Origin of the sequence: Actimicrobium sp. GrIS 1.19 (assembly GCF_035984655.1) — a bacterium.
Lineage (GTDB): Bacteria > Pseudomonadota > Gammaproteobacteria > Burkholderiales > Burkholderiaceae_D > Actimicrobium.
This window is the reverse complement of record NZ_JAXCHT010000021.1, coordinates 1-16483: the sequence shown is the minus strand read 5'-3', so window position 1 is coordinate 16483 and position 16483 is coordinate 1. Positions and strand designations below refer to the sequence as shown.

Below are 16483 nucleotides of genomic sequence, written 5' to 3'. Positions count from 1 at the left end.
CCACAAAACCAATTTCCAAAAGAAATTGTTTGTCGAGCCGGTGCAGACCAGGCGAATGAAAATTGACTCTAAAAAACATTTATCCCCGAAGGAGTTTTGTAATGATGATGGAAACCGTTTTGTCACGTTCTATCCGCTTGATGTGTGCGAGTGGCATGCTGTTGGGCTTGGGCCTCGCAACCACAGCTCAGGCACAGGAAGCGGCTGCAATGCAACGCGTTGAGGTTACAGGATCTTCAATCAAGCGCTCTGAATCAGAGGGTTCATTACAGGTTCAAACTGTCACCCGGGAAGACATCCAAAAACTTGGAGTTACTTCCGTCGAGCAGTTGCTCACCTCGGTCACGGCAATCTCAGCCGTAGGCGCAAGTAATTCCGCGCAAGGTGTGGGGACGACGACATACGGCGAATCGACGGCGAGCTTGCGCGGACTTGGTTCAAGCAAAACACTCATTCTTGTCAATGGACGTCGTCTTGCAAGCTATGCGACTGATGGCGCTTCGGTTGACGTCAATTCGATCCCGCTCGCTGCAGTGGACCATGTCGAGATCTTGAAGGATGGCGCGTCGGGCGTGTACGGCTCTGATGCAATTGGCGGCGTTATCAACTTTATCCTGCGCCGCAACTTCCAAGGCACTGAACTTGGCGCCTACACCAGCGCGACCAAAGACGGTGGGGGATCAACCAACAAAGCCAGTATTCTCTTTGGTATTGGTGACTATGATGCAGACCGGTACAACTTAACTTTATCCGCCGATGTTGCTAAAGAAACGGCTGTAAAGGGATCACAGCGCAGCTATGCACAGGATGCATTCACGAATGACGGTATGCGCGACCAAAGCGCCACACCAAGCGGCGCCCTTCGCACATTCGATCCGACCACGGCTGCGAACGCCGGCGGAATTGTCCCAAATTCACTGAATTCCCAAGGCAAGGGGATCGGGAATGCACTGTCGCCGAACAACTGTGCACTCAATGGAAGCTCATTCGATGCAAATATCGGCACGTGCCGGTTTAACTTTGCACCCTATGCGGATTTGATTCCTGAAGTGACACGCACTAACGTTGCGGCGAACTTCCGGTTTAAGCTGAGCGAAGACACGGAACTGTTTGCAGAGGGCTTTCATTCGCACCAACTGACAAAAGTCAGTGCGCAATCGTCGCCATACAGCGTCTCTTTCCTGGCGCCAGATCCTTTATTTGCCACCCAAAACGTATACCCGGCAATCATTCTGAATCCGACCAACCCCGCTTATCCAGCGGCATTCATCGCGGCCCAAAAGCCCTCTGCCGCCGGACAACCTGTCACTACCAGTTATCGTGCTTTCGATGGTGGCGGGCGTATCCGTGAGGATGTGGCGGATCAGTCCCATCTGGTGTTAGGTGCACGCGGCACTTTCAAGGGCTATGATTTTGATGTCGCATACAATCACAACTCCAGTGATGTTACCGAGTCAACCAAGCAGGGATTTCAAAATCAAGTACAGTTGGTAAGATTACTGAGCGGAAATGACGCGTTTAATCCATACGTCAAGAATCAAACCCCTGCCCTTGCTGCACAAATATACGCAACAAACTACAACGGCCAAATCATTAATTCTGTGCTCACAAACGATGCACTGAATGCTCGTATTTCGGGCGACTTGGCCACAATCCCTGCAGGCGTCATGCGTTTTGCAGTTGGTGCAGCGCTGGTTGATGAGCATTTGAATCTGAATCCAAGTGCCGCCTATCAAGCAGGTGACGTTTCTGGCTACGGCGGTCAAGCACTGCCTTTGTCGGCATCCCGCAATTCATCGGCACTGTTCGGCGAATTGAATGTTCCGATTTTGAAGAATCTTGAAGCCGATCTTGCGGTTCGTGCAGACAGATTCCCTACCGTCACGAGCACCAATCCAAAAGTCAGCTTCCGGTTCCAGCCAGTTTCGCAACTTTTGTTACGCGCTTCGTATGGCAAAGGATTCCGTGAACCATCACTGCCAGAACTGAACAATCCACAAACCTTTGGGACGAGTGCGCAATTCGTAGACCCTGTTACCGGCGTGAACAATCAATTCAACATCACCACCGGTGGCAACCCAAATCTGAAGCCGGAGAAGTCAGAGCAATCGTCGGTTGGCTTCGTCCTGGATCCAGTCAAAGGCGTGTCGATCCAAATGGATTACTGGCGGATCGGTGTAAAAGATCTTGTTACAACGCTGGCGCCACAGTTTATCGTTGCGCAAGCCGCCGCAGGAAACAGCGCCTACACTGGCTTGGTGACGCGTGATAGCGCCGGCAACATTACCAACATCCAAAGCACTAATCTGAATGCTGGTAGTCTGAAAACGCAAGGTATTGACGTCGATTTGCGCTGGTTGATTGCTAAAACTGCCGATTACGGCACCTTCAGTACGCATCTGAATGGTACGTACCTGACCAAGTTTGATGAAAAGCTACCGGATGGCACGATCCAGCCAAGCATCGCTGCAACAATCGATAAGGACGGCAATGCATTAAATGCAGTTTCGGCAGGTGGAATTATTTTCCGCTGGAAGCATCAGTTGAACTTCGACTGGAAGTTCAACAACTTTGCGGTCGACATAACCCAGAATTACCAGTCGGGCTATCGCGACGCAGCAAGGGCTGACTCGGCAACAGGTACAGAAGCCGAGAAAGTTGGCGCATTTTCAACTTGGGATTTGCAGGGTTCTTACACAGGCGTAAAAAACCTAACCCTGCGGGCTGGCGTGAAAAATTTGTTAAATCGTAAGCCGCCTCAGATCATTGGCTTGGGAAACTATTTTCAGACCGGCTTCGATCCCTCTTACTATGATGCCCACAGTGCGTTGGGTTACCTGACCGCAAACTATAAATTCTAACAGCAAGCAGAAATAGCGACACCAATTCAAGATCGGGTAGCAGTCACAATTTCACGATCAGCAGTAACTTGCATGTCAGGCCGCCGGGTAACCCCAGCGGCTTTTTTTTCCTGTATTTTTTGGCAAGAATTGATTTAAATTGTTTTCCGATTCGACTTTGGTCAATTTGTGGGGCATATTTTTTTTGATGAAGATGGAAAAGCGGCTGCAAATCCGTCGTCAGCAAACGATTTTGCCAACAACGATTGATACCAAAAATTTGCTCGCATATGACATCCATGGCCATAGTGCCGCCGATGCATCCCTAAAACAAAATAATGTTCAGAAACCCGCAAAAACGGGAATGAAAATGGCTCGTCCGTGCGCCACGCAACACTCAAAATTTGAGGTATCTCCTTGATTATTTTGAACTTAAATTTATGTTGTGACGAGAAGCAAGCTATGTATAATCCTGCCTTGGCCCGAATTTAAGATGCCTACAGACCCAGTTTTTGAATGGGTTTCGTTACGAAAAAAGACCCTGTAATGGAGGAGTTAAGGCATGGATTTCTCGCAGCAAGAACGCAACCCGGCGAAAAAATTTGGTGGCCTCGCGGCAGTCATACTTCTGCATGTGTTCATCGTGTATGCGCTGGTCTCGGGACTTGCACGGAAGGCAGTTGAAGTCATTGCCCAAATCCCGGTCGAAACCAAGATCATCGAAGAAGTGAAGGTCCCACCTACACCGCCTGATGCGCCGCCACCGCCGCCTAAAATGATGGCGCCGCCGCCGCCATTTATTCCGCCGCCTGAAGTCATGGTCAATACGCCACCACCAGTAAACGCGATTTCCGCAGTGTCGAACGTCAAACCTGACAATCCGGTCATGCCCGCACCAAGCGTGCCAGTGGTGGCGGCACCGGCAGCAGTAGCAGCCCCCCCGGTTGTTGTCGCTGGAATTACCGATCTCAACAGTTGCAAGCCGGAATACCCGCGAGCTTCGCAAATTGCTGAGGAAACTGGTACAACGCGGGTCGAATTCATCATTGGTCCGACTGGACAATTGATCGATGCCAAAATCAAGAAGTCCAGTGGTTCGCGTAATCTGGACCGCGCTACGATTGCAGGCTTGAGCAAATGCAAATTCGTGGCAGGAACGCAGGATGGCAAAGCAGTACAGTCTACGTTCTCGGCTGAATATGTCTGGAAGTTAGAAAACTAGAAACGCAGCATCGACGCTGTATCACCCTTGACGTAGTTTTGTTATTTAATTGGAGGAAGCATGTTTTTAAATACCCGTTTGTCTGCTTTTGCTGCAGCGCTGTTGTTTTCCGTAGCTACCTCGGCCGTGCTGCTGGCACCGCAAACGGCGCTGGCCGCTGATCCGGCGCCAGCAGTCGCGGCGCCCGCCGCCGATGCCGCTGCTCCTGCCGCCGCACCAGCACCTGCCGCAGTCGATTCGACCGCTGGCACCGCCACCGCTTCGATCGCCCCAGCCAAGGAAAAAGTCGATAACCCATACGGCCTCGACGCCCTGTGGAAAGGCGGCGACTTCGTTGCCCGCGGTACGCTGGTGATTCTGGTTATCATGTCGATGAGCAGCTGGTACATCATCATCATCAAGCTGATCGATCAGATCAAGCTGGGTGGCCAGGCCGCTGACGCCAACAAGAAATTCTGGAAAGCCGGTTCGGTGCAAGCCGGTGTGGCAACCCTGAAAGAAGGCAGCCCGTTCCGCTACATCGCCGAAACCGGCATTCAATCCACCGTGCATAACGACGGCGCCTTACTGGAACATATCGATCTGAACACCTGGGTGACGATGTCGATCCAGCGCGCTGTCGAAAAAGTCCAGAGTCGTCTGCAAGATGGCCTGGCTCTGCTGGCAACCGTTGGTTCAACCGCACCATTCGTTGGTCTGTTCGGCACCGTCTGGGGTATCTACAACGCGCTGACCGCTATCGGTATCGCTGGCCAGGCATCGATCGACAAGGTCGCCGGCCCGGTTGGTGAAGCGCTGATCATGACCGCCATCGGTCTGGGCGTCGCCGTTCCTGCCGTGCTGGGTTACAACTTCATCGTCCGCCGCAACAAGGGCGCGATGGAAGATGTCCGCGCCTTCAGCAGCGACCTGCACTCGGTGCTGTTGTCGGGTGTGATGTCGACGGCAAACAACAAGGTCTAACCATGGCAATGTCTCTCGGATCTTCCGACGGAGATGATGACGAGGTGATCTCCACCATCAACACGACGCCGCTGGTCGACGTCATGTTGGTGCTGCTGATCATTTTCCTGATCACCATTCCGGTCGTGACCCATACGATTCCGGTCAAGCTGCCCAGCGAAGTCATCGAGCCTTACAAGACCAAGCCAGAGAACATCAATCTGGCCGTCAACAAGGACGGTGACATGTTCTGGAACGAGCAGCCTGTGGCCGATACCGCCGCATTGCTGACACGCCTGAAAGTCGTCGCGGTGCAGACGCCACAACCCGAACTGCATATTCGCGGCGATCAGAACACGCGCTACGAATACATCGGCAAGGTGATCCTGACGGCGCAGCGGGCCGGCATCGTGAAGGTGGGTTTCATCACCGAGCCACCGCCACGCGGCGGCTGACCCTCCCAGACAAAGGAATGTTATGAGTATGAATGTTGGCTCAAGCAGCCGTGACGACGAACCGATGATCGAGATGAACATGACGCCGTTGATCGACGTCATGCTGGTGTTGATCATCATGCTGATCATCACCATCCCGATTCAGAACCATGCGATCAACCTGAACATGCCGGCTGGCAATCCACCGCCACCGACCACTTCGCCGGTGGTCATCACGGTCGATGTCGACTTTGACGGCACCGTGTTGTGGGACGGCGTGGTCGTGCCGGATCGTGCGGCGCTGGAAAGCAAGATGCAGTCTGTTGCAGCGCAGCCGGTGCAACCGGAAATGCATCTACGGCCGAACAAGCTGGTACCGTACAAGTCGGTGGCGACCGTGATGGCAACGGCGCAGCGCCTTGGCGTGACCAAGATTGGCATGGTCGGTAATGAGCAGTTTCTCAACTGAAGCAAGATAGTCGTTTGATCGATCGGCAGAGGCTTTCCTCTGCCGTTTTTTCATGTTGTCCCGTTTGAAAGAATTCATCATGTCCTCATTTCGTACAGTCTGCCTTCGCGCATTGCTGGTCGCCGTCGGCCTCAACACCGCACCCGCCCTGCTGGGCATCGCGTCGGTTGCGCATGCGCAGGAAGCAGTGCGCGGCGAACTCGGCAAACCGTTGCAGCAAGCGCAGGAAATGATGCGCGCGCAACGCTACAAGGAAGCGCTGGCCAAGGTACGTGACGCCGATCGCATCGGCGCCAAAAATCAGACAGAACAGCTGATGCTCGACCGCATGCGCGGCGCTGCCGCCCAAGGCGCCGGCGACAACGAAACGGCCGCCCGTTCGTACGAAGCCGCTATCAATTCGGGCCGCATGCCGGCTGGCGACAACGTCAAGCTGATGCAGGCGCTGGCGATTCTGTACTACCGCGCCCAGGACTACAGCAAGGCGCAAAACTGGATTCAACGCTACATGAAGGAAGGCGGCAGCGATCCGCAAGTGCGCGCACTGCTGGCCCAGACCTACTTCCTCAATGGCGATTTCGCCCGCGCCCAGAAGGAATTGCTGGCATCGATCCAGAACGAAGAAAAAGCCGGCCGCAAGCCGTCCGAAGAATCGCTGCAACTGCTGGTCAACTGCGCACTCAAGCAGAACGACAACAGCGGCTACGTGGCCGGCATGGAAAAGCTGGTCAGCTACTACCCGAAGAAGCAGTACTGGGCTGATCTGGTCAACCGCACCTCCGGCAAGAAGGGTTTCCCGGATCGCCTGGTGCTCGATGTGTATCGCCTGCGCCTGGCGAGCGGACTGTTGAAGACGTCCAACGATTACATGGAAATGTCGCAGTTGGCCCTGCAGGCCGGCTATCCGTTTGAAGGCAAGACCATTGCCGACCTCGGCTTCAAGGCGGGCATTCTTGGCGTTGGCGCCGAAGCACCGCGCCAGAAGCGCCTGCTCGATCTGGCCAATAAAAGCGCTGCCGAACAGAAGGCCGGGCTGCCTGCGGCTGAAGCCGAAGCCACTGCCAGTAGCGATGGCAATGCGCTGGTCGAGCTGGGGTATGCCATGGTCGCGATGGGCCAGGCCGACAAGGGTATTGATCTGATGGAACAGGGTATCAAGAAGGGCAGCCTCAAGCGTCCGGACGAAGCCACGCTGCATCTGGGGATTGCCTATGCGACCACGGGCAAGAAAGACAAGGCGCTCAAGACCTTCAAATCGCTCAAGGGAAACGAGGCGCCGGCCGATCTGGCGCGCCTGTGGATCGTACAGACCAATACGCCAATGAATTGAGAGCGGCTGGCAGGTTGTCAAAAAAGCGCACTGGGTAGTGCGCTTTTTTTTGCCCCGCCGCAGCCGCCGGCGCCATCGTCCGGCGCCAAATTGCCGTGTTCATTGGTGGTACACTGCGGCTTGCCCCGGCCCCTCTGTTGGTAGCCGCAATCGTCGGCACCGGGCGTCACCCCTGACCGTCCATTACGCGGAGTTCGCCATGCGTCTGTTTCGATTTCTGAGTTGCCTGCTGCTGATTCTCGTGACGCTTCCCGCGCTGGCCTTCGAGCGACATTTCCCGACCAATGTGAAGCGTGCCAAACTAACCATCACCAACTATCCGAACATCAAGATCAACGGCAAGGACCGCATGTTGTCGCCGGCCGCACGGATCTGGACCGTCAACAACCTGACGGTGGTGCCGAATGCGTTGGGTGATGCAACCTTTGTGGTCAATTACACGGAAGACATCGAAGGCGCGATTGACCGGGTGTGGGTGCTGACTCCCGAAGAAGCCGCCGTCAAATTGCCATCCTGATTACCCAATCCATTCGCCCTGACTGACCTCATGCAGAAAAAAGTATTCATCAAGACCTTCGGTTGCCAAATGAACGAGTACGACTCGGACAAGATGGCCGACGTGCTCGAAGCCGCCCACGGCCTGATCAAGACCGACACCGCCGAAGACGCCGACGTAATCCTGCTCAACACCTGCTCGGTGCGCGAAAAGGCGCAGGAAAAAGTCTTTTCCGATCTGGGCCGCATTCGCGAGCTGAAATTGCTCAAGCCGGATCTGGTCATCGGCGTCGGCGGCTGCGTGGCGTCGCAGGAAGGCGCTGCGATCATCAAGCGCGCGCCGTATGTCGATGTAGTGTTCGGCCCGCAGACGCTGCACCGGCTGCCGGCATTGATTGACCAGCGCCGCAGCAGCGGCAAGCCGCAGGTCGACATCAGCTTTCCGGAAATTGAAAAATTCGATCACCTGCCGCCAGCCCGGGTCGACGGCGCGACCGCCTTCGTCTCGATCATGGAAGGTTGCAGCAAATATTGCAGTTACTGCGTGGTGCCCTACACGCGCGGCGAGGAAGTCTCGCGCCGCTTTGACGACGTGCTGGCCGAAGTAGCCGGTCTGGCGACCCAAGGCGTCAAGGAAGTCACCTTGCTGGGCCAGAACGTCAATGCGTTTCGCGGTGAAATGGCCGACGGTGAGATCGCCGACTTTGCGCTGCTGATCGAATACATCGCCGAAATCGACGGCATCGAACGCATCCGCTTCGTCACCAGTCATCCGAAGGAATTCAGCCAGCGCCTGATCGACGCCTACGCCAAGGTGCCGAAGCTGGTCGATCACCTGTACCTGCCGGCGCAACACGGCTCGGACCGCATCCTGATGGCGATGAAACGCGGCTACACGGCGCTCGAGTACAAATCCATCATCCGCCGCCTGCGCGCGGTGCGGCCGAACATCGCGATCTCGTCGGACTTCATCGTCGGCTTTCCGGGCGAGACCGAGGCCGACTTTGAAGCGATGATGAAACTGATCGACGACATCGGCTACGACAACAGCTTCAGCTTCATCTTCAGCCCGCGTCCCGGCACCCCGGCGGCAACGCTGGAAGACGACACGCCGCATGCGGTCAAGCTGGCCCGCCTGCAGCGCCTGCAGGCCGTCATTGATGCCAACACCAAGCGCTACAGCGCCGAGATGGTTGGCAAGACGTATCGGGTGCTGGTCGAAGGCCCGTCCAAAAAGGACCCCAGCGAAATGCAGGGCCGCAGCGAAAACAACCGCGTCGTCAATTTCGACGGTGGCGCCGATGGTGCGCGCCTGGTCGGCCAACTGGTCGACGTCACCATCACGGAAAGCTTCGCCTACTCGCTGCGCGGCGATCTCGCGCTGATCACTGATCGGCAACTCGCTTGAAAACCCGCACCCCGGCCGAGCCGATGTACTTCATTCCCGATCCGCTGGACAACATCCGGCTGGCGCATCTGTGCGGGCCGATGGATGAAAACCTGCGACAGATTTCGTCGGCGCTGGACGTGACCATTTTCCGGCGCGGCGAACGCTTCATCGTCGGCGGCAACAATGCCGAACGCGCCACCGCGCTGCTGGAAAAGTTCTATGCGCTGGCCGATAACGTCGTCTCGATCGAGGAAGTCCAGCTGGCACTGGTCGAACAGCGCGCCGGGATGACCTGGGCCGCGACCCCGGCTGCCACGCTCAAGCCAGTGCGCGCGCCGGGTCGCCGCAAGGCGCTGGCGACGGTGGCGGCTGCGGTCCCGGAAGAATTCGACCTGTCGCACATCGAAGGTCCGGTGCTGAAAACGCGTCGCCACGATCTGCGTGGCCGCACCCCGCATCAGCTCGACTACCTCAAGGCGATTCTTGACCACGACATCACCTTTGGGATTGGCCCAGCCGGCACTGGCAAGACCTATCTGGCGGTCGCCTGCGCAGTCGATGCGCTGGAACGCGATGCGGTCAAGCGCATCGTCCTGACCCGCCCGGCGGTCGAAGCCGGCGAACGGCTCGGCTTCCTGCCCGGCGATCTGGCACAGAAAGTCGACCCGTATCTGCGTCCGTTATACGACGCCCTGTACGACTTGCTCGGTTTTGATCGCACCCAGAAGATGTTCGAAAAGCAGGCCATCGAAATTGCTCCGCTGGCATACATGCGCGGCCGCACGCTGAATCACGCCTTCGTCATCCTCGACGAAGCGCAGAACACCACGCCGGAACAAATGAAAATGTTTCTGACCCGGATCGGTTTCGGCAGCAAGGCCGTGATCACCGGCGACGTCACGCAGATCGACTTGCAGCGCACCCAGAAGAGTGGCCTGGTCGATGCCATCGACGTGCTCGATGCCGTGCGCGGCATTGCCTTCACGCGCTTTAGCAGCGTCGACGTGGTGCGTCATCCACTGGTAGCGCGGATTGTCGATGCCTATGAGGCGGTCGGCACGCCGGCGGCGATCAAGCCGGTCAAGAGCGCAGCGAGTCGCAATGCCACAAAAAAATAAGCTCTCGCTGACCGTGCAATTCGCCGATGCGCGACTGGCCGAACAGGTTACGCGGCCGCTGCTGCGACGCTGGGTCCAGGCGGCGCTGTTCGCGCCGGCGGAGTTGACGATCAGGCTGGTTGATGCTGAAGAAGGCCGCCAGCTCAATCGCGAATTCCGCGACAAGGATTACGCAACCAATGTGCTGACCTTTGCGTACAGCGAAGATGAGGCCGAGGAAGTCACCCGTGCCGACCTGATCCTGTGCACCGACGTGTTGCAGGCCGAAGCGCTGGCGCAAAACAAGACACTGGTCGAACATGCCGCCCATCTGGTGGTCCACGGCGTGATGCACGCACAAGGCTACGATCACGAATCCGATGCCGAGGCCGACGAAATGGAAGCGCTTGAGATCGAGGTACTGGCGCGCCTCGGGTTTGCCAATCCCTTTCTGGAGCAATAGCAGGAAAACGCAGCGTTGCGCGATGCAACCCTGCCCTGCAACGCACAAGGCCCGCTGAGCTCAACGTTCCGGCGCCGCCGTCACATCCTCCGGCAGACTGGCGCCGGTGTCCGCCCTGGTCGCACCATCTCCCAGGTCCCGGACTTTCGCAACGAACGAAAACCGCTTGCGCATGGCAAGGATCGGTTTTTCGACGAAATGCCAGGACAAATTCGACATCAGCAACACCATGCTCAAGCCGCACAAGAACGTGAATGCGGTCCCGGCATAACTACCCATCGCAATGGCCGGGAACAGCGCGATCACGCTTTGCATTAACGGATCGTGATACAGATAAATGCCGTAGGAATAATCGCCCTTTTTGAAATACGATGGAATGGGAATGGCCGACAGGCCAATGAACACCGTCATGTAGGTCAGCGCCGGCAGCAGCACGAGACGGGAGATATTCCATGATGCGACGCGCGGGAACAATGCCGCCAGAATACACAGCGCAACGCAGCCCCAGAATGCAGTCTTGCTGTATTGGATACTGGCGCGCCACTGATACGCGACGATGCCAAGCAGGAATGCCTCAAGGATTTGCGATTCCTTGCTGACCAGCAGAAAGTCGGCCGCGCCCTGCAACGTCTCGGGCAGCATGGCAAACAGCCCGAACGGGTGGATGAATCCGCCAACCAGCAGGAAAACCGTGGTCAGCGCGAGCACCTTGAATTTGCTGCGGAGCCAATTGGCGACGATGAATATCGCCGCAAAGACGTAGCACATGATTTCGTAGGGCACGGTCCAGAGCGCACCATTGACCTGGTCGGAATGGTTATTGGTAAATACACCGGGCAAGGAATAGTGAATCCAGCCAAACACGTTGAGAAAGTAAACCCGAAAGCTTGCGCCGGAAAAGTAGTCGCCCAGAGAGTAGGTCGTCAGCAGCGGTCCGATCACCAGCGCGCAAATCACCACGTCGACTGCCAGTGCCGGGACAATCCTGAGTCCGCGGTTCAACAGGAAATTCTTCAGCGACAGGCGAATTGCACTGGCGGTAATCAGGAAGCCGCTGAGCGCAAAGAACATCGGCACCAGTGCGTAGGTGAGGAACCAGCCCGGCGTTTCCATCAATGCTTCGCGGTACCCGGTCAACTGGATGGCATGCACAAAGACGATGCATACGGCCAGAAAGACGCGCAAAAAATCGAACCCAGGGCCAATGCCACGATAGCGGTTCAGGGTCTGCTCAAGACTTGCCATTACGATTCCTTCATTTCTTCTTGCCTGATTCGTCGGACCCAGGCCGGGTCACGTTCTGCATTCGGTGGCGGGCGGACAGCTGCGACAGCCAGGTAATACCGGTGCGGAAGTACGGCACCTGGATCGATTGTGCGCATTGCCGCGAGATCCGTGGGTTGGCCAGATACGCCGCCGCGATGCCTGCCGTCGCGCATGGCGATGATGTCACGCCAGGCCCACGGCAGATATTGATAAAAATCATGCGGGATCGCCTGTGCCAAACAATCATCCCGATCGCGAAAAGTGTGTCAATTTACACAACAAAAATTCAGCTGTCCATTGAATACAAAAGCTATCAGTAAAACGAAGGATTTACAGTCGATCAGCGACGATACGGCGCAAGCAAGTTGCGGAAAAAATACGCATTTCCCCAGATCCATCATCAAGCGCCATGCGTGTTGACCACGGTCACGCGCAAACGACGCGCAGTGCAAATGGCAGTGGGTAGCAGGATTGAATCAGCGCCGCCCGCAAACTGTGGCGTAACAATACGACAGGTGGATGGCGAGCCGGGCCGCGGGGAATCGTCAGTGGTCCAGCAGTGCGTCGTGTTCGACCGGCGGCAGTTCCTTGTCGGCGCTGCCGGATTCCGGCTCGATGCCCACCTGCGCGACCGGCGCCTGGGCACCGGATGGCTGCCCGGCAGTTTCGGCGAATGGCGCTGCCGACGCCTGGTGCGGGCGTCCGGTTGCGCTCGAACCGGATGCCAGATTGCTGAATACCGGGGTGCCGTTGGCGTCGATCCAGGAGCGGATTTCGGCGTCGGCGCCGCATGGCATGGACGACAGGCCGCCCGCCAACAGAGCCGTTGCAAGAACTAAACGGGACAAACGCATGGTGTCGAGGAATTCAATGTATTACCGGGAAAGCCGGCAGGCACCGCCCGCCGGCTCTGAAACTGCCAATTACGACTTGCGGCGACGCGCGGCAACACCGAGCAAAGCCAGACCGGCCAGCGGCATGGCGTAGGTTTCCGGCTCAGGAACGGCAGTGATGACGTTGCGGCTGGTGTAGAACTTGCCGCTGGAAAGCACCACGCCACTGATTTGCTGGCTGAGCGGACCGGCCGAAATCGACGTGACAGCGTTCTGGATGTAATCCACGCTGGAACCGATTTGCTCGCCATTCGCATTCAGGAACGTCAGGTTCGTCGGGCCTGGGAAACCGTACGCACTGTTGTCTTGCTTAAGCAGGAACGAGTAGATCGACACGGGCGCATTGAAGTGCATCAGGATCGGCGCATCCAGCGCATTCAAACCGGTCACGCCAGCAGCTGCGGTCCCGTTGTAGCCATTGAGGGACATATCGCTGAGAAAGGCAGGATAGGCTGGATCGACCACCCAGTGCTGACCGATCTTGTCGAAGTTGGCGTCGAGGATATCTTCCAGATTGGCGCTGCCGAAGCTGACGTCGGCATACTTGGTCAGGCTGTTGGCCTGCGAAAAATCAAAGCTGTAATCGGCGTGCGCAGCCGAGGCAGCAAAACCGCTGACGGCGATGACCGCTGCCAGCATGGTGCGCTTCAATACTGAGTGCTTGAACATGGTGCTATTCCTTTTGGATGAATGCGTGCGGGCGAACCCGGCAAGGCCCGCGCTCCCGAATCGGGGCGCGGGCCGGCGCTGATTTATTTTGAGCCGCCGAACACTGCCTGGCCGATCTTGAAGAACACGTCGGTGTTATCCATCACGCCCGAGAACAGGATCGAACCGCGACCGAATGCCGACAGCGGGATATCGGTGGCGGTATGCACGCCCTGGTCGCCCGGCACCTGGCCGGTAACCAGATAACCGGTGCTGGCGTTACGGGTGTTGGCCAACGCCGAACCATTGGCAGCGAACGTGGTGACCGGGTAGGTGCTCAATGGCGCCTGACCGATGAACGATTGCTGCGAGTCCTGCGCCGGCTGGGCGCTGGCTTTCCATGTTTCGAAGCGGTCTGCGTTACCGGCGTAACCGATCAGCATCTTGCCTGGCACATCGGTGGTTTGTGGATAACCATCTGGCAGGATCGTGTATTTCGGGAACGCAGCAGCGTCGTAGGTGGCGACGTTGGCTTTGCTCGGGAAACCGCTGCCGGTATAGGCGCCGATGATGCCCACGCCTGCGCACTCATGGTCAGCCGTGACGATGACCAGCGTGTCAGGGTTGGCGGTAGCGAAGTCTTGCGCAACCTTGACGGCACGGTCGAACTCGATGGTTTCTTCGATGAAGCGATCGGCATCCATCAGATGCGATTGCTTGTCGATCGAGGCGCCTTCAATCATCAGATAGAAGCCGTTGGTGTTGTTCTTGTTGAGCACCTTGATGGCCTTGTCGGCCATTTCGTCGAGCATTGGCTGGTCAGGGAAGCCATAGTCGTCGACGATCGTCGAGGTACCGCGACGCTTGCCGATCTTGTCGAAGGCCACGTTCATGTTCGAGTAGCTGAACAGACCGAGCAGCTTGTCGGGCACGCCGGCGGCATCCATCGACGTCTTGTCGGCAGCGTAGGCAAAGCCAGCGGTCTGGAAGTCGGTGATCAGGTCGCGATTGATGTCGATGGCGCCGGGAGCAGCGCCCCAGCCGGCGACCAGGTCGGATGGCAGCACGTAGTCGGTCGACGTCGAGCGCACTGAACCGTTGCCGGTGTTGATGCTATTGGCTGGTGCAGCGGCCGAATTCTTGGCCAGGAACCACTTTCGTCCGCCGCCCATCAACACGGTCAGACCGGTCAGGTTGCGGTCGTCAAGATACTGGTCGACGATGCCGGTGCCGTTGCCGCGATTGGAGGTGTGCACGGCGTTGGCCGCTGGTGTGGCATCGAACACGTCAGCCGTGGTCACGATACCGAGGCTTTTGCCTTTGGTGCGGTGCAGGTACTCCGACAGGTATTCGACGCGTGGATTGTCGAAGGCGTCGGTGGTGTCATCCGGGAACACGCCTTCCTGGTTGTTCTGCGCCTTGTTGCCGGTGACGTAGTTGGCCATGCCAGGTGCGGAATCGGTGACGATCGAGTTCAGTGACGAGGTCATGACCATGCCGGTGAACGGGAAGGTATCCATGGCCAGCTTGCCTTGCGCCATGCCCTGGGCATAGCCCTTGACCATGATGCGGGCGGCGGTGCGGTGGGCGGCGCCCATGCCGTCGCCCAGCAGGACGATGACGTTCTTGGCAACGCGGCCCTGATTGGTCAGGATTGGCATGACTTCGAAACTGCCGGTGGCGGTGGTGCTGGTGCCATCGCTCTGGGTGGCGGTCGCGGTCAGCGTGTGCATGCCGATGGTCGAATTCGAGTACGCGCGCAGCGACGCGGCAACAGCGCCTGGTGCGGTGGCGGTGATGGCAGTGGCTGGCACGATGCTGCTGTTGGCCGCTGGTGCAGCGACGATCACGCCATCGACGGCGAAGCTGACGGAAGTAATCGTCAGGCCGGCTTCAGGACGCACGGTAGCCTGCAGGTCGAAACGCTGACCCGGCAGGAAGCGCGCCAGCGTCGTAGCGCCGACGACAGCCGGGTTGCTCGGCGGCGTCAGGCGCGAAATCGTTGGCGCGGCAACGCTGGCACAGGCGACCGTGCCGAGTGCGACAGCGATCAACAGCTGCAGGGTGTTCGGGGCAAAATATGGTGTTTTCATGAAACGCTTCCAGATGAGTTGAAATAGTTATTTGATTAAATACGGCTATTTTTTGGCGTGCTGTTCCTGCTTCGGTGCCTGCTTCGGGGATTGCCTGGGTGCTGCGTGCTGTGCTTCTGCGGTAGCCAATTGCTGTGGTGTCATGGCGCGAGCCAGATTCGGGTCAAGCTCCAGGCGCACCGTCGAGACATGGCCATCGGCCTCCTCGAACGGTCCCAGACGCAAGGTGCCGGTCAGTTGCAACAGGCCGGGGTAATACGGCAGCGGCGCTTGCTCGGCATTCGGATTCAGATGGACGAAGACCGAACTGGCAGGCAGATCGTCGGACAGGCTTTCATCTTCGTCACCCAGCGACACCGGCAGTGGCGTGAGGATGAACATGCCGGCCACCGGCGTTTCGGCACGGGCCATGTAGCCAACAATGCGTACGCGCTTGTCGGCCAGCGCAATCAGCTTGTCGGAGGCATCGAGGCCGCGTGGCCCGATCGGCATCTTGAAGAATTCACGGAATTTCAGCTCGGCCACATCGGTCGGCAATGCCGCCAGATCGCCACGCACGGCCACGGCCGCTGGCGCCGGGCGCACATCGACCGGATGCGCGACCAGCGCCGTATCATCCTTGGCCAGCACCAGTGCTGAACTGCACAGCCCGCACGCCAACAACACGGCAGCGCAGGATTTACGGTGAAAATTTGACGACATGACCACAGCGCACTCCTGAAAAAGTTGAATGACCCGCGTTCCTGCCAACCCCGTGCGGGATCGAAGGCGGACTGTCGCGGATCATTTAAGTTCAATTATGCTAAGGAAACGCGGAACAAATCGAATTCCGCTTGTTTGACGGCGTAGCGCGGGATTTTTGTTCGCGTTACGTCGAACGTTTGCGATTTTTCCTGTGGTC

General features: G+C 57.5%; 17 protein-coding genes. 10 read left to right on the top strand and 7 right to left on the bottom strand.

What is annotated here, in order from left to right; translation table 11 throughout:
- Nucleotides 1–101: 101 nt before the first annotated feature.
- The gene (locus RCH09_RS14545) at nucleotides 102–2861 is read left to right on the top strand and encodes a TonB-dependent receptor (RefSeq protein ID WP_326941841.1); all 2760 of its coding nucleotides are present in this window, start codon (nucleotides 102–104) and stop codon (nucleotides 2859–2861) included.
- 43 nt (nucleotides 2862–2904) lie between these two features.
- Here RCH09_RS14545 and RCH09_RS14540 read toward each other — a convergent pair whose 3' ends face one another.
- Nucleotides 2905–3147, bottom strand: coding sequence for a hypothetical protein (locus tag RCH09_RS14540; RefSeq protein WP_326941840.1), 243 nt, complete (start codon nucleotides 3145–3147; stop codon nucleotides 2905–2907).
- Nucleotides 3148–3402: 255 nt separating this feature from the next.
- On the opposite strand from RCH09_RS14540, the gene RCH09_RS14535 reads away from it, so the two are divergent.
- The 9 genes from RCH09_RS14535 (at nucleotide 3403) to ybeY (ending at nucleotide 10682) form a co-directional block, all read left to right on the top strand.
- A complete protein-coding gene (locus RCH09_RS14535) occupies nucleotides 3403–4062 on the top strand; it encodes an energy transducer TonB (RefSeq protein ID WP_326941839.1) in 660 nt (219 codons plus the stop codon).
- 60 nt (nucleotides 4063–4122) lie between these two features.
- Nucleotides 4123–5025, top strand: a complete 903-nt coding sequence (locus RCH09_RS14530) for a MotA/TolQ/ExbB proton channel family protein (RefSeq protein ID WP_326941838.1) — start codon at nucleotides 4123–4125, stop codon at nucleotides 5023–5025.
- 2 nt (nucleotides 5026–5027) lie between these two features.
- Nucleotides 5028–5459 carry an ExbD/TolR family protein gene (locus RCH09_RS14525; RefSeq protein ID WP_326941837.1) on the top strand — a complete coding sequence of 144 codons (432 nt, stop codon included), beginning with the start codon at nucleotides 5028–5030 and terminating at the stop codon, nucleotides 5457–5459.
- A 22-nt stretch (nucleotides 5460–5481) separates the two neighbouring features.
- Nucleotides 5482–5907: an ExbD/TolR family protein gene (locus RCH09_RS14520; RefSeq protein WP_326941836.1), complete on the top strand. Its 426-nt coding sequence runs from the start codon at nucleotides 5482–5484 to the stop codon at nucleotides 5905–5907.
- Between the two features lie 79 nt (nucleotides 5908–5986).
- Complete coding sequence (locus RCH09_RS14515; protein WP_326941835.1) at nucleotides 5987–7237, top strand: tetratricopeptide repeat protein; 1251 nt, start codon at nucleotides 5987–5989, stop codon at nucleotides 7235–7237.
- Between the two features lie 199 nt (nucleotides 7238–7436).
- A complete protein-coding gene (locus RCH09_RS14510) occupies nucleotides 7437–7754 on the top strand; it encodes a hypothetical protein (protein ID WP_326941834.1) in 318 nt (105 codons plus the stop codon).
- 30 nt (nucleotides 7755–7784) lie between these two features.
- On the top strand, nucleotides 7785–9140 hold the full coding sequence (miaB, locus tag RCH09_RS14505) for a tRNA (N6-isopentenyl adenosine(37)-C2)-methylthiotransferase MiaB (protein ID WP_326941833.1): 1356 nt from the start codon (nucleotides 7785–7787) through the stop codon (nucleotides 9138–9140).
- Nucleotides 9137–10240, top strand: a complete 1104-nt coding sequence (locus tag RCH09_RS14500) for a PhoH family protein (protein WP_326941832.1) — start codon at nucleotides 9137–9139, stop codon at nucleotides 10238–10240. Before miaB ends, RCH09_RS14500 begins: the two co-directional genes overlap by 4 nt.
- Complete coding sequence (gene ybeY, locus RCH09_RS14495; RefSeq protein ID WP_326941831.1) at nucleotides 10224–10682, top strand: rRNA maturation RNase YbeY; 459 nt, start codon at nucleotides 10224–10226, stop codon at nucleotides 10680–10682. The genes RCH09_RS14500 and ybeY overlap by 17 nt, the downstream gene beginning before the upstream one ends.
- 60 nt (nucleotides 10683–10742) lie before the next feature.
- Here ybeY and RCH09_RS14490 read toward each other — a convergent pair whose 3' ends face one another.
- The 6 genes from RCH09_RS14490 to RCH09_RS14465 all read right to left on the bottom strand — a co-directional run bounded on the left by RCH09_RS14490 (nucleotide 10743) and on the right by RCH09_RS14465 (nucleotide 16284).
- Nucleotides 10743–11927: an acyltransferase family protein gene (locus tag RCH09_RS14490; RefSeq protein WP_326941830.1), complete on the bottom strand. Its 1185-nt coding sequence runs from the start codon at nucleotides 11925–11927 to the stop codon at nucleotides 10743–10745.
- A 10-nt stretch (nucleotides 11928–11937) separates the two neighbouring features.
- Nucleotides 11938–12168, bottom strand: a complete 231-nt coding sequence (locus RCH09_RS14485; RefSeq protein ID WP_326941829.1) for a hypothetical protein — start codon at nucleotides 12166–12168, stop codon at nucleotides 11938–11940.
- A 325-nt stretch (nucleotides 12169–12493) separates the two neighbouring features.
- Entirely contained in the window at nucleotides 12494–12802 is a 309-nt protein-coding gene (locus RCH09_RS14480; RefSeq protein WP_326941828.1) for a hypothetical protein, read from the bottom strand.
- Between the two features lie 69 nt (nucleotides 12803–12871).
- A complete protein-coding gene (locus RCH09_RS14475) occupies nucleotides 12872–13510 on the bottom strand; it encodes an FxDxF family PEP-CTERM protein (protein WP_326941827.1) in 639 nt (212 codons plus the stop codon).
- A gap of 83 nt (nucleotides 13511–13593) precedes the next feature.
- On the bottom strand, nucleotides 13594–15582 hold the full coding sequence (locus tag RCH09_RS14470) for an alkaline phosphatase (RefSeq protein ID WP_326941826.1): 1989 nt from the start codon (nucleotides 15580–15582) through the stop codon (nucleotides 13594–13596).
- 45 nt (nucleotides 15583–15627) lie between these two features.
- Nucleotides 15628–16284 carry a hypothetical protein gene (locus RCH09_RS14465; protein WP_326941825.1) on the bottom strand — a complete coding sequence of 219 codons (657 nt, stop codon included), beginning with the start codon at nucleotides 16282–16284 and terminating at the stop codon, nucleotides 15628–15630.
- Nucleotides 16285–16483 lie beyond the last annotated feature (199 nt).